Annotated in this window: 12 protein-coding genes; 9 read left to right on the forward strand and 3 right to left on the reverse strand. The window is 69.3% G+C overall.

Annotated features, from left to right (window positions below; genetic code table 11):
• The first annotated feature begins 88 nt into the window (after positions 1 to 88).
• Together NS3_RS03935 and galE are read left to right on the forward strand one after the other, a co-directional pair.
• On the forward strand, positions 89 to 775 hold the full coding sequence (locus NS3_RS03935; protein ID WP_067853706.1) for an iron-dependent transcriptional repressor DtxR: 687 nt from the start codon (positions 89 to 91) through the stop codon (positions 773 to 775).
• A 3-nt stretch (positions 776 to 778) separates the two neighbouring features.
• Entirely contained in the window at positions 779 to 1,759 is a 981-nt protein-coding gene (galE, locus tag NS3_RS03940) for a UDP-glucose 4-epimerase GalE (RefSeq protein ID WP_067853708.1), read from the forward strand.
• Between the two features lie 13 nt (positions 1,760 to 1,772).
• Here the strand turns inward: galE and NS3_RS03945 are convergent, their stop codons facing one another.
• Positions 1,773 to 2,984 carry a DUF4192 domain-containing protein gene (locus tag NS3_RS03945; RefSeq protein ID WP_067853711.1) on the reverse strand — a complete coding sequence of 404 codons (1,212 nt, stop codon included), beginning with the start codon at positions 2,982 to 2,984 and terminating at the stop codon, positions 1,773 to 1,775.
• A 193-nt stretch (positions 2,985 to 3,177) separates the two neighbouring features.
• On the opposite strand from NS3_RS03945, the gene NS3_RS29680 reads away from it, so the two are divergent.
• The gene (locus tag NS3_RS29680; RefSeq protein ID WP_067853714.1) at positions 3,178 to 3,402 is read left to right on the forward strand and encodes a hypothetical protein; all 225 of its coding nucleotides are present in this window, start codon (positions 3,178 to 3,180) and stop codon (positions 3,400 to 3,402) included.
• 467 nt (positions 3,403 to 3,869) lie between these two features.
• Here the strand turns inward: NS3_RS29680 and NS3_RS03960 are convergent, their stop codons facing one another.
• Positions 3,870 to 4,517: a sensor domain-containing protein gene (locus NS3_RS03960; RefSeq protein ID WP_157101159.1), complete on the reverse strand. Its 648-nt coding sequence runs from the start codon at positions 4,515 to 4,517 to the stop codon at positions 3,870 to 3,872.
• A gap of 375 nt (positions 4,518 to 4,892) precedes the next feature.
• Here NS3_RS03960 and NS3_RS03965 point away from each other — a divergent pair, with 375 nt between their 5' ends.
• The 4 genes from NS3_RS03965 to speD all read left to right on the forward strand — a co-directional run bounded on the left by NS3_RS03965 (position 4,893) and on the right by speD (position 10,826).
• Positions 4,893 to 5,825 (forward strand): proteasome assembly chaperone family protein, encoded by a 933-nt coding sequence (locus NS3_RS03965; RefSeq protein WP_067853720.1) that lies wholly within the window; start codon positions 4,893 to 4,895, stop codon positions 5,823 to 5,825.
• A gap of 17 nt (positions 5,826 to 5,842) precedes the next feature.
• Positions 5,843 to 8,350: a DEAD/DEAH box helicase gene (locus tag NS3_RS03970; protein ID WP_067853723.1), complete on the forward strand. Its 2,508-nt coding sequence runs from the start codon at positions 5,843 to 5,845 to the stop codon at positions 8,348 to 8,350.
• Positions 8,351 to 8,493: 143 nt separating this feature from the next.
• Positions 8,494 to 9,609 (forward strand): type III PLP-dependent enzyme, encoded by a 1,116-nt coding sequence (locus tag NS3_RS03975; RefSeq protein WP_067853726.1) that lies wholly within the window; start codon positions 8,494 to 8,496, stop codon positions 9,607 to 9,609.
• Between the two features lie 8 nt (positions 9,610 to 9,617).
• Positions 9,618 to 10,826: an adenosylmethionine decarboxylase gene (speD, locus tag NS3_RS03980; RefSeq protein WP_067853730.1), complete on the forward strand. Its 1,209-nt coding sequence runs from the start codon at positions 9,618 to 9,620 to the stop codon at positions 10,824 to 10,826.
• Positions 10,827 to 10,860: 34 nt separating this feature from the next.
• Here speD and NS3_RS03985 read toward each other — a convergent pair whose 3' ends face one another.
• Positions 10,861 to 11,859, reverse strand: coding sequence for a hydrogen peroxide-inducible genes activator (locus NS3_RS03985; RefSeq protein WP_084495022.1), 999 nt, complete (start codon positions 11,857 to 11,859; stop codon positions 10,861 to 10,863).
• A 102-nt stretch (positions 11,860 to 11,961) separates the two neighbouring features.
• On the opposite strand from NS3_RS03985, the gene NS3_RS03990 reads away from it, so the two are divergent.
• Together NS3_RS03990 and ahpD are read left to right on the forward strand one after the other, a co-directional pair.
• Complete coding sequence (locus tag NS3_RS03990; protein WP_067853733.1) at positions 11,962 to 12,549, forward strand: peroxiredoxin; 588 nt, start codon at positions 11,962 to 11,964, stop codon at positions 12,547 to 12,549.
• A 124-nt stretch (positions 12,550 to 12,673) separates the two neighbouring features.
• A complete protein-coding gene (ahpD, locus tag NS3_RS03995; RefSeq protein WP_067854487.1) occupies positions 12,674 to 13,213 on the forward strand; it encodes an alkylhydroperoxidase, AhpD family in 540 nt (179 codons plus the stop codon).
• The last annotated feature ends 59 nt before the right edge of the window (positions 13,214 to 13,272 follow it).

Here is a 13,272-nt window from a genome sequence, read left to right on the forward strand (position 1 = left end):
AGGTCCCCGTTGCGGCGTGTTCGAATGAGCCGGTAACCGTGTGTACCGCCGTGCCTGGGTAGAATTCGTGCAGACGAAGGGGTAACTGGTGAAGGATCTGGTCGACACCACGGAGATGTATCTCCGTACCATCTACGACCTCGAGGAGGAAGGCGTCGTGCCGCTGCGCGCACGCATCGCCGAGCGCCTCGAGCAGAGCGGGCCGACCGTCAGCCAGACCGTGGCGCGGATGGAACGTGACGGGCTCCTGCTCGTGGCAGGCGACCGGCACCTGGAGTTGACCGACAAGGGCCGCAGCATGGCAGTCGCGGTCATGCGCAAACACCGGCTCGCCGAGCGGTTGCTGGTCGACATCATCGGCTTGGACTGGCAGAACGTGCACGCCGAGGCGTGCCGCTGGGAGCACGTGATGAGCGAGGACGTCGAACGTCGTCTCGTCGAGGTGCTCAATCACCCGACCACCTCTCCTTACGGCAACCCCATCCCCGGTCTCGACGAACTCGGCATCGCCGCGCCCCGGCACTACGAGGAGCAGTTGATCCGGCTCTCCGATCTGCCGCACGGCCTCGGTCAGGCAGTGGTGGTCCGCCGTCTCGCCGAGCACATCCAGAACGACCCCGAGGTGATCGGCCGACTGCGCGAGGCGGGCGTGGTTCCCGACGCTCGGGTGACCGTCGAGTCCAGGCCCGGCGCGGTGATCATCACGGTGCCCGGTCACTCGGAATTCGAACTGTCCGACGAGATGGCGCACGCCGTCCAGGTGAAGCTGGCCTGATACATGAAACTTCTCGTGACGGGTGGCGCGGGCTACGTCGGCGGCGTCTGCGCCCAGGTATTGGTGGAAGACGGCCACGAGGTCGTGGTCGTCGACGATCTGTCGACCGGGAACGCCGAGGGTGTGCCCACCGGGGCGCGTTTCGTCGAAGGCGATGTCGCCGAGGCCGGCGCCGATCTGCTGGCCGCCGAGACCTTCGACGGTGTGCTGCATTTCGCTGCGCAATCGCTGGTCGGCGAGTCGGTGCAGCGGCCGGAACAGTACTGGCACGGCAATGTGGTGACCACTCTGTCGCTGCTCGAGGCGATCCGCCGGACCGGTACCCCGCGGCTGGTGTTCTCCTCGACCGCCGCGGTGTACGGCGAGCCGGAGCAGGTGCCGATCACCGAGGACGCCCCGACGCGCCCCACCAATCCCTACGGTGCGACCAAACTCGCCATCGATCACGCCATCTCCTCCTACGCCGTCGCGCACGGGCTGGCCGCGACCAGCCTGCGCTATTTCAATGTCGCGGGCGCCTACGGCGGTCTCGGCGAGAACCGGGTGGTGGAAACCCATCTCATCCCCTTGGTGCTGCAGGTGGCGCTCGGGCACCGGCCCGCGATCTCGGTGTTCGGCACCGACTGGCCGACCCCGGACGGCACCGCGATCCGCGACTACATCCACATCAGGGACCTGGCCGACGCGCATCTGCTCGCGCTGACCACCTCCGAGCCCGGCTCCCACCGCATCTACAACTTGGGCAGCGGCACGGGTTTTTCGGTGCGCGAGGTCATATCGGCATGCCAACGGGTCACCGGACTGCCGATCGCCGTGCAGGACGCGCCGCGCCGGGCGGGCGACCCGGCGGTGCTGATCGCCTCCAGCGAGCGCGCGATCACCGACCTCGGCTGGAAGCCCCAGCACACCGATCTCGACGAGATCGTCTCCGACGCCTGGGGTTTCCTGCGTTCGCTCGGTTCACGCGCGCACAGCGCCCGCTGAGCCGCCGGGGCGCTCACCGCCTCATCGGCCCCAGATCGACGCCGAGGCAGGCGGCCGTGTCGTACCCGCTGCGCGCCAGCTTGCGCAGATGACTCGGCCGCATCCCCGCCCGCAGGGCGGTGTCGAGCAGGACGGCCATCGCGTGCGTCGGGTCGGCGCGCAGCGCGACCTCGAGCGCGATGCCCGCGAAGGGCCCGTCGCCGCGCACGTAGGCGCTGTAGGCCACCAGCGTGGCCGGATCGGCGCGGTCGGGACCGGTGCAAGCGCGAGCCAGCCGCATCCACAATCGCTCCGCCGCGTCCGCGTGATCGCCGACAGCCAATCCGAAAAGCGCGTCACGGACCGCTCGTTCGCGCAGCGTGACGAGCGCGGCGGCGATCTCCTCCGCATCCGGGATCGTTCCCGATTCCATCGCCGCGATCTGCTGGAGCACGCCTTCCAGTGCACGCCTGCGATATCCGAGCACGTCGCCGCAGCGCAGCGCCCGGACGAATCCGGTCCGCGCCCGAGTGGCGACCGAGCCGATCCGTGCGGCGACGTTCGCGCGCAATTCCTCGTCGGGCTCGAGCAAGGCGACCAGTTCGTCCCGTGAGGGCAGGATCGCCCGGCCTTCCAGCACGTTCGCCAGCGCCACCGCCGAGGCGGCGGGGTCGGGCAATTTGCCCACTCGCGGCGATCCGGACAGGTTCCACCACGGCATTCCGGCGGCGATGCCGCGGGTCGCCCAGGCCCCGCCGACACGCAGTCCTTCGCGCTCGAAGCACCGCACCACCCGGCTCATCAAGCGCGTCCCGGAAAAACCCGCGGTGGCCTCCGAGACGGCCGGCGTGACGAGCCGATCGTCGACCATCACCGCCAGCACATCCCTGCTCTGCGAGGTCGTGGCGATATTCACCGTGCACGCGGCATACCTCGCGGCGGCCTCGGCGACGCGGCCCTCGCCGGGTTCGAGGTCGAATCGGACCACCGATCGGATCTCGGCGACCCCCGCCAGCGCCGCCTCGGGCCCGAGCACCGCCACCACGAGGGACCGTTGTGGGAAGAACCCGACCAGCGCGGGCAGCGCCGCGATCAGCTCCCCCACCGCGTCGAGCCGCAGCCGCTGTTCGGGACCGCTCGCCCCGTAGCGCGGCGCCGCCTCACCGCATTCGGTGGTGACGTCGACCGGCGGCGGCAACACCACACCCGCGAGCGGATCCGGCAGCGAGTCGTCGGTCGGCGGCACACCGACCCACCACGGAGCCGAGCGCGTGAATCGCTCCTGCTCAGGCGCCTCGCCGGACCGCCCATCCGACCGGCTCGCCGTCGGAGAGATGCCCCCGGGGGACACCCCCTGCGACGACTGAGCGGGGACCTGTGGCCCGCCGGGCGCGCCATCGGATTCGCGCTCCGGGCGCGGCCGACGCGAGGACAGGACCGTGGGCCGCACACATACCCCGCCACGCAGGCCGGCGGAACGCGGGCCACGGACGCCGGAGCCGGTCTTCGGCGGAATCGGTACCGAGGCCGGCACAGATTCCGGTTCCGACGCCGACGCGGGCGCCGACTCGGCGGCCGGAGCCGACGCCGACGTGGGAGCCGGAGCCGACGCTGACGCGGGGGCCGGAGCCGACGCCGACGCCGGTACCGGAGCCAGACCCTGAGCCGGAGCCGGTACCGACGCGGGGGCCGGAGCCGACGCCGAGGCGGGGGCCGGAGCCGGAGCCGACGCCGACGCGAGTGCCGGAGCCGACTTCGGGGCTGGTGCCGGAGCCGGTGCCGACGCCGGAGCCGGAGTCGATTTCGGGACCGGTGCCGGGAACCGAGACGAGACCGACCCCGGCACCGACCTCGATTCCGACGCCGAACCGTCTCGTGGCCGGGACTGCACCGGATGAAGCGCGGTGTCCACCGGCCCCGGCGCACCGGCGCACGGGACCGCGGGCCGCCTGCTCGACGGCACGGACGAACCGGTGCGCGACGCGGCGTCACCGGCGGGATTCAGTGGTGTGCTGGTCATGCCGCCGAGACTGCCCGCACACCCCACTGCGCCGCGCGCCGCGACCTGGGCTTTTGTCGAGCCTGTGGATAACCGCCCGGCTGTGGACAACCGCTGGGCAAGCGAGTCCGTCTAGCCGGCGGCGACCTTGTCCACCGCCGTGGCGAACAGTTCTTCCAGCGCCGCGTCGTCCTGCGGCCCGTCGCCGAAGATCATGTAGGTGACCAGTACCCGCACATCGCCGACCTGGGCGACGTACGTACGCATCCGTTGTGTCAGACCGACCCCGCCCACATCGGGCGCTACGACGCGTTGCAGCGACAGCGAGTCGTCCGCGTCCACGGCCGGGGCCGTGCCGAGCGTCGTCGTCACGGTCGTCGTCGGCCCGACGCCCGTCACGCGGATCTCGCCGCAGCGACGCACCTGTTCGGCCAGCGACGACAGCGGGATTGCGGTGCGCACGAGTTCGACGGTGAGCGTCGCGCGGTTCTCCTCCGAGGTGCCGACCGCCACCGCGGTGTGGTCGGGGCCGTACTGCTGCTCCGGTGGCGCGCAGTCCGCGGGATCCACCTGGGCGCCACGGGCGACCCCGTCGAGGTCGCCCGCCGCTTGGGCGGCGGCGTCCGGGGGCAGCACGACGGCGGGGTAGCGATCGGGGAACTGCGCGGGATCGGGGAGCAACGAGACCAGTTGGGCGTCGTTGCGCTCACCTACCGTGGCGCGCTCGACGGCGACCGGCGCGCCGTCGACGGTGGACCCGCACCCTGTCAGCATCGCCATGCCGACCGCGAGTGTCAGGACCGACGACCGGCCACGACCGCGAAGCCGACGATTGCCAAGCACCATGATCACCCGCCCACTGTGCCGCACCCCCGCTCGCCCCTGGCGATGCCACGCCGACCGGCAACCGGCCTGCGGCGCAGGCGAGGTTGCGCGCCGCGGCCCCGATCCGGTAATCACCCCTGTCGGGGAGCCGACGGGAATGCCGGGTACGGCGCGGACGTTGGTTCATCCCAATGGGTCGCAGTCCCGATCACGTTCGGTGTGTGTCGCCGCGATGAGGGACAATGGACACCGGTTCCCCGCCACGCCATCCGGGTACGGCAGGAGCGCCCGGGCAACCGTGGTGAAGGAACGCGCAGGAAGGAGTACGCGATGGATTACGAGTCGCGAATGTACGAACTGGAGTTTCCCGCTCCGCAGCTGTCGTCGGCCGACGGCTCGGGCCCGGTTCTCGTGCACGGGCTCGAAGGGTTCACCGACGCGGGCCACGCCGTGCGGCTGGCGACCACACACCTGCGCGAGAGCCTGGAGAGCGAACTGGTCGCCTCGTTCGACGTGGACGAGCTGCTCGACTACCGATCGCGCCGGCCGCTGATGACGTTCAAGAACGATCACTTCTCCGACTACGCCGAGCCGGAACTGAATCTGTGGGCGCTGCGCGATACCACAGGCACGCCGTTCCTGCTGCTGTCCGGTGTGGAACCGGATCTGCGCTGGGAGAAGTTCACCACCGCCGTCCGGCTGCTCGCCGAGCAACTCGGGGTGCGCCGCAGCATCGGTCTGAGCGCGATCCCGATGGCCATCCCGCACACCCGCCCGCTGAGCGTCACCGCGCATGCCTCCGACAGCGCGCTGATCGGCGAGCACCAGCGCTGGCCGGGTGAGCTGCAGGTGCCCGGCAGCGCGTCGTCGCTGCTGGAGTACCGGCTGGCCCAGCACGGGCACGAATCGCTCGGATTCTCCGTGCACGTTCCGCACTATCTGGCCCAGACCGCCTACCCGGCGGCGGCACAGACCTTGCTGGAGAACGTCGCGGGCAACGCCGGGCTGGAGTTGCCGCTGGCCGCCCTGGGCGAGTCCGCGGCCCGGGTGCTCGAGCAGGTCAACGAGCACATCGCGGGCAATCCCGAGGTGGAGACCGTCGTGCAGGCGCTCGAGCGTCAGTACGACAGCTTCGTGACGGCCCAGGAGCGCCAGTCCAGCCTGCTGGCCGCCGAGCAGGATCTGCCCAGCGGCGAGGAGCTGGGTGCGGAGTTCGAACGTTTCCTGGCCGAGCAGGCCGGTTACGACGGTGACGAGGACTGATCCGTAAGCTGCTCGGAGTGGATCTGACCGAGCTGCTCGACATTCCAGGGACCGACGCCGACGCGCTGTACGAGTCGTTCGGCATGTGGGCCGCCGAGCAGGGCACGCCACTGTATCCGGCCCAGGACGAGGCGGTGCTCGAGCTCGCCTCCGGCGCCAACGTCATTCTCGCGACGCCCACCGGTTCCGGTAAGTCCCTGGTCGCGGTCGCCGCCCACCTGTTCGCGCTCACCCAGGGCATCCGCAGCTACTACACCGCACCGATCAAGGCGCTGGTGAGCGAGAAGTTCTTCGCGTTGTGCGAGGTGTTCGGCGCGGACAATGTCGGCATGGTGACCGGCGACGCCTCGGTCAACGCCGACGCGCCGATCATCTGCGCGACCGCGGAGATCCTGGCGAATCTGGCATTGCGGCAGGGGCCGGACGCCGACCTCGGTCAGGTCGTGATGGACGAGTTCCATTTCTACGCCGATCCGGATCGCGGTTGGGCCTGGCAGGTACCGCTGCTGGAGTTGCCGCGCGCGCAGTTCCTGCTGATGTCGGCGACTCTGGGCACAGTCGATTTCTTCGCCGAGGATCTGCGGCGGCGCACCGGCCGGGAGACCGCGATCGTGGCGGGTGCCGAACGTCCGGTGCCGCTGCATTTCTCGTATGTCAGGACGCCGATCACCGAGACGCTCGAGGAACTGGTCACCACCCATCAGGCACCGGTCTACGTCGTGCACTTCACCCAGGCCGCCGCGCTCGAGCGGGCCCAAGCGCTCACCAGCGTCAATTTCGCCACCCGGGCCGAGAAGGACGCGATCGCGGCCGCCCTGGGCGAATTCCGGTTCGCCGCCGGCTTCGGCAAGACGCTGTCGCGACTGATCCGCCACGGCATCGGCGTGCATCACGCGGGCATGCTGCCCAAATACCGCAGACTGGTGGAGAAGCTGGCCCAGGACGGGCTGCTGAAGGTGGTGTGCGGCACCGACACGCTCGGCGTGGGCATCAATGTGCCGATCCGCACCGTGCTGCTGACCGGTCTGACGAAATACGACGGTGTGCGCACCCGGCGTCTGAACGCGCGCGAATTCCACCAGATCGCCGGACGCGCGGGCCGCGCGGGCTACGACACCGTCGGCTCGGTCGTCGTGCAGGCTCCCGAACACGAGGTGGAGAACGCGCGACTGCTGGCCAAGGCGGGCGACGATCCGAAGAAGCAACGCAAGGTGCAGCGGCGCAAACCGCCGGAGGGATTCGTCTCCTGGAGCGAGGAGACCTTCGACCGGCTCGTGGCTGCCACCCCCGAACCGATGGTGTCGCGCTTCAAAGTCACCAACGCCATGCTGCTGAACGTGATCGCCCGGCCCGGAAACTGCTTCCAGGCGATGCGCCATCTGCTCGAGGACAATCACGAACCGCGCCCGGCCCAGCGCAGGCACATCGTCCGCGCGGTGCGCCTGTACCGTGCCCTGCGCGACGCCGGCGTAGTGCAGCAACTCGACGAACCCGACGCTCAGGGCCGCTACGCCCGGCTGACCGTGGACCTGCAGCGCGATTTCGCCCTCGACCAGCCGCTGTCCCCGTTCGCCCTGGCCGCCCTCGACCTGCTCGACAAGGACTCGCCCACCTACACCCTCGATGTCATCTCGCTGATCGAGTCGACGCTCGAGGACCCGCGCCAGCTGGTGATGGCCCAGCAGCACAAGGCGCGCGGCGAAGCGGTCGCGGAGATGAAAGCAGACGGCATCGATTACGACCAGCGGATGGAACTGCTGGAAGAGGTGACCTGGCCCAAGCCGCTGGCCGAGCTGATCGAGCCCGCCTACGAGACCTACCGCGCCGGACACCCCTGGGTGTCGGAGTTCGCCCCCGCCCCGAAGTCGGTGGTGCGCGACATGATCGAGCGCGCCATGACCTTCGCCGAACTGATCTCCTACTACGAGCTGGCTCGCTCCGAGGGAGTGGTGCTGCGCTACCTGGCCGACGCCTATCGCGCGCTGCGCCGCACCGTGCCGGATTCGGCGCGCACCGAGGAACTCGATGACATCGTCGAGTGGCTCGGCGAACTCATCCGGCAGGTGGACTCGAGCCTGCTCGACGAATGGGAACAGCTCACCAATCCCGGCGCCGAGGCCGACGCCGACCAGGTCGCCTTCGGCGCGGAGACCGTCCGCCCGATCACCGCCAACGAGCGCTCCTTCCGGGTGCTGGTGCGCAATGCGATGTTCCGGCGCGTGGAGCTGGCCGCGCGCAGGCGCTGGGACGAACTGGACGAGCTGGACCAACGCGGCACCGGACCGGACTGGGAGAGCGCGCTGGAACCGTACTTCGCCGAGTACGACAGCATCGGCACCGATCAGAACGCCCGCGGCCCGAGGCTGTTCCAGGTCGAGCAGCGCACCGGCTTCTGGGATGTGCGCCAGACACTCGACGACCCGGCGGGCGATCACGGCTGGGCGGTGCGCGCGGTGGTGGATCTGGAAGCCTCGGATGCGGCGGGCGAGGTCGTATTCGACGAGGTCACGGTAGTGGCGGGCTGACCGCGGAACCGGTTGCCCGCCGGGTGCGGACCGTGAACCGAGACGGCCCGGCGAGCGGTTGCCGCGGATTCGTTTCCCGGTCGGGGCCGCTGATACTCTCTGCGCTGCTGCCCACGCGAAAGTGCCCACGCGAAAGATCAACTATGCCCGAATCTCCGTACCTTGTCATCCACCCGGAGCGTGTCCGCCGGAATTTCCGCGCACTCGATGCCGCGGTCGCCGGCCGTGTGCCCGGCGATGCGCGCATCCGGTACGCGGTGAAGGCGAGCCCGGTGCCGGAGCTCATCCGGCTGCTGGACGACGAGGGCGCGGAATTCGACGTGGCCAGCATCGGCGAGATCGCGCTGTGCCTCGGGCTGGGCGTGGCAGCGGACAAGCTCTGCTACGGCAACACGGTCAAGAAGGCCGCCGACATCGCGCGCGCGTACGCCGACGGGGTGCGCCGCTTCGCCTTCGACACCGAGGAGGACCTGCTGCGCATCGCCGAGCACGCGCCGGGTTCGCAGGTGGAGTGCCGTTTCCTGGCCTCGGCCCCACAGTCGCGCACGCCTTTCGGCACCAAGTTCGGCTGCGCGCCCGAGGAGGCGCTGCGGTTGCTGGTGCGCGCCCGCGACCTCGGGCTGTCCCCGGCCGGGCCGTACTTCCACGTGGGCTCCCAGCAACTGGACCCGAACGCGTGGCGGATCGGCATCGAGCAGGCCGGGCAGATCGCGAAAGCACTGGCCGACAAAGAGATTTCGGTCACTTCGGTGAACATCGGCGGCGGGCTGCCGATCGCCTACGCCGACGCCGCGCCGGACCTCGGCGAGATCGCCGCCGTGATCACCGAGACCGCCCTGCGCTGCCTGCCCGCCACCGCCACCCTGGTCGTCGAGCCGGGGCGGGCGCTGGTCGGCAACGCGGGCACCATCCACGCCGAAGTCGTCGCGGTGCGCATCGCGCCGGACGGACGTCGCTGGGTCTATCTCGACATCGGCCGCTACAACGGCATGGCCGAGACGGAGAACGAGTACATCGCCTACCGCTTCGTCACCGAACGCGACGGAGACCCCGTCGACGAGGCTGTGGTGGCCGGTCCTACCTGCGACGGCGACGATGTACTGTATCAACGCACGCGGGTCCTTCTGCCGACCACGTTGCGAGCCGGTGATCGCATCCAGATCCTCGACACCGGCGCATATACCGCGAGCTATTCGTCGGTGTCCTTCAATGGTTTTCCGCCCTTGACCGTTCATGTCTCGGGCGCTGAGCGAGAGTGAGTTTGCCTATGACGGCGGAATTCACCGGTTGGCATGTGCTGGCCGAGTTCGGTGGTGTCGACACAGACCTGTGCGACGATCTCGAACGACTCGAATCGGCGTTGCGTGAGTCTCTGATCGCGGCGGGCGTCACTATCTGCGATGTCGTACACAAGAAGTTCGAACCGCAGGGGGTGACCGTCCTCGCGCTGTTGTCGGAGTCCCACGCCTCGATTCACACCTATCCGGAGTCCGGCGAGATCTTCGTCGACGTCTTCACCTGCGGCAGCATCGGTGCGGGCGCGACGAAAGCCGTGGACCTGCTGCGAGACGCCTTGTCCCCCAAGGATGTCCGCATGCAGGTGATTCAGCGCGGGCACGGCTCGCAGCGGATCGAGGAACCGGTGGGCGCAGGCCTGACCCGGATCTGGGATCTGCACGAGGTGATCGTCGACACGAACACCCCGTTCCAGCACATGGTGATCGCGCGCACCGAGCAGGGCATCAGCCTGTTCTCCGACGACGACCGCCAGTCCACCGAGTTCTCCCAGCTCACCTACCACGAGGCCATGATGGTTCCGGCTTTCGTGCTCGCGGAGAAGCTGGATTCGGTGCTGATCATCGGGTCCGGCGAGGGCGTGGCCAGCCAGATGTCGGTCGCGGCGGGCGCCACCCGCGTCGACCACGTCGACATCGACCAGCTCGAGGTCGAGTTGTGCGCGCAGCACCTGCCCTACGGCTACACCAGCGACGAGCTGGCCGCCGCGGTGCGCGGCGAGGGACCGATCACCGTGCACTACGCCGACGGCTGGGACTTCCTGCAGAAAGCGCAGCAGGCGGGCACCCGCTACGACGTCATCGTGATCGACCTGCCCGACGAACGGGTGGAGGACGCCCAGCACAATCGTCTCTACGAGGCGGAGTTCCTGTCCCGCTGTAAGGCGCTGCTCGCTCCCGGCGGCGTGCTCAGCGCGCAGGCCGGATGCGCGACGATGTGGCGCAACGAGACCCTCAAGCGGTCCTGGCAGCGGTTCCACGAGCAGTTCGGCACCGTCGTGCACTACGGCAGCGACGAGCACGAGTGGTCGTTCCTGTTCGGCTTGGTGGACCGGATCGAGGATCCGGTGCCCGGCATGGTCGACCGCCTGGTCACCTTGCCCTACCGGCCGGAGACGGTCGACGCGCGCGCCCTGGTGCGTGGCGCGGTCGAACCGCACGCGTTGCGCGCGGGTAGCTGAACCTCGCGAACGGTGTCCCGACGGCGCCGGACGGCTACGGCTGTCCGGCGCCGTCGGCGTCGGCTGTGCCGGCTGTGTCGGCTGTGTCGATGACGGTGGCCTGAATCCTCTGCCACGGAGCTCCCATCGGCCGGTGCGCCCGGATGATCGCGGCCAGATGCTCGTAGTCCGGCGCGCGGACGCTCGAGGACCGGAACACCAGCCCGATCGTGCGTCCCGGCGCCGGTGCGGCAAACCGCGCGACATCCAGTGAGCCGCGCCCGGTCTCGGTAGCCACGGCCATCTCCGGAATGAGAGTCACACCGAGTCCGCCCGCTACGCACTGCACCACCGTCGCCAGCGACGCGGCCCTCGTGTCGCCCACCGCCGGGGGTGGATCCACCGACGTGGTGCGGCACAGTTCCATCGTCTGGTCGCGGAGGCAGTGCCCCTCGTCGAGCAACAGCAGGGGCAGTCCGGCCAGCACGCCGGGAGCCAGGTCGGCCCGGCCCGCCAGCTCGTGGCCGGGCGGAGTGACCAGCACGAATTCTTCGGTGAACAAGGGGATCTCGGTCAGTCCCGGCCCGTCGCCGGGCAGCGCGAGCAGGGCGATGTCGAGCACGCCGGTGCGCAGCCCCTCGAGCAGCCGGGCGGTCTGGTCCTCGACGATCTGCGGCACCAGGGTGGGCAGCCGGTCGCGCAGCGGTCTGAGCAGGCCGGGCAGAATGTAGGGCGCCACGGTCGGGATGATGCCCATCCGCAACGGCCCGCCCAGGGCATCGCCGGTCGCCGAGGCGACGAAGCGGTCGGCGGCCTCGAGGGTCGCGAGCGCTTGGGGCAGCAACCGCATCCCGGCGGCGGTGACGAGGACCCGCCGGGTGCTTCGCTCGATCAGCTGTAGCCCGAGCCCGTTCTCCAGCGCGGCGAGCCCCTGCGACAGTGTGGGTTGACTCACACCCAAACGCGAAGCGGCCGTGCCGAAATGGCGATGCTCGGCGATTGCCGCGAACGCACGCAGCTGTGACAGGGTGGGCTGATAAGTCTGATCGGCCATACCTATCAGTCTAGTGCCACTGATCACCTTTACCTTTCGAAGGGTACTGGGCAAGATGAGTCGGGAAGCGTGAATTCACCGAAACGAACGAGGAGAAACAGCATGGCCCTGCTGACCATCGGCGACCAGTTCCCGGCGTACAACCTCACCGCGGTGATCGGCGGTGACCTGTCGAAGGTCGACGCTCAGCAGCCCGACGACTACTTCACCCAGATCACCAGCGACGACCACGCGGGCAAGTGGCGCATCGTCTTCTTCTGGCCGAAGGACTTCACCTTCGTCTGCCCGACCGAGATCGCCGCCTTCGGCAAGCTGAACGACGAGTTCGCCGATCGCGATGCCCAGGTGCTCGGCGCCTCGGTCGACAACGAGTTCGTGCACTTCCAGTGGCGCGCCCAGCACGAGGATCTCAAGACCCTCCCCTTCCCGATGCTCTCGGACCTCAAGCGTGAACTGGCCTCGGCCACCGGCGTTCTCAACGCCGACGGCGTCGCCGACCGCGCGACCTTCATCGTCGACCCGAACAACGAGATCCAGTTCGTCTCGGTGACCGCGGGTTCGGTGGGCCGCAACGTCGACGAGGTGCTGCGCGTGCTCGACGCCCTGCAGTCCGACGAGCTGTGCGCCTGCAACTGGAAGAAGGGCGATCCGACCATCAACGCCGGCGAGCTGCTCTCCGCCAGCGTCTGAGTCGAACCGACCACTCCTCCCTTTTCCGCTCCCCGAGGGGAGCGGAACCTTTTCCACTCCCCTCGGGGATCTCCCTCCCCTGCCGCCCGCCGGATGGCGGCCTACCGCGAAAGAGGTCATGAAGATGAGCATTGAGAACCTGAAGAACTCCCTTCCCGAGTACGCCAAGGACCTCAAGCTCAATCTGTCCTCCATCGCCCGGACCACCGTGCTGAACGAGCAGCAGCTGTGGGGCACACTGCTGGCCTCGGCCGCCGCCACCCGCTCGGCCACCACGCTGCGCGAGATCGCCGAGGAAGCCGCCGACGTGCTGTCGGAGGAGGCGTACAACGCCGCCCTCGGCGCGGCCTCGATCATGGGCATGAACAACGTGTTCTACCGTGGCCGCTCGTTCCTGGACGGTCGCTACGACGACCTGCGGGCCGGTCTGCGCATGCAGATCATCGGTAATCCGGGCGTGGACAAGGCCGATTTCGAGCTGTGGTCCTTCGCGGTCTCCTCGATCAACGGTTGCGCGCACTGCCTCGAAGCGCACGAACACACCCTGCGTGAGGCGGGCGTGTCTCGCGAGGTGATCTTCGAGTCGCTGCGCGCCGCCGCGATCGTGGCCGGCGTCGGCCAGGCCGTGCAGTCCACCGAGACGCTCGCCGCCGTGTCGGTCTGATCCGGCCGGTTCCCGGTCGGCGACCATCGCCGCAGTCGAGGGCCCGTCGCGCGCGCGGC

It is taken from the genome of Nocardia shimofusensis NBRC 100134, from assembly GCF_001613125.1.
In the GTDB taxonomy this organism is placed as follows: domain Bacteria; phylum Actinomycetota; class Actinomycetes; order Mycobacteriales; family Mycobacteriaceae; genus Nocardia; species Nocardia shimofusensis.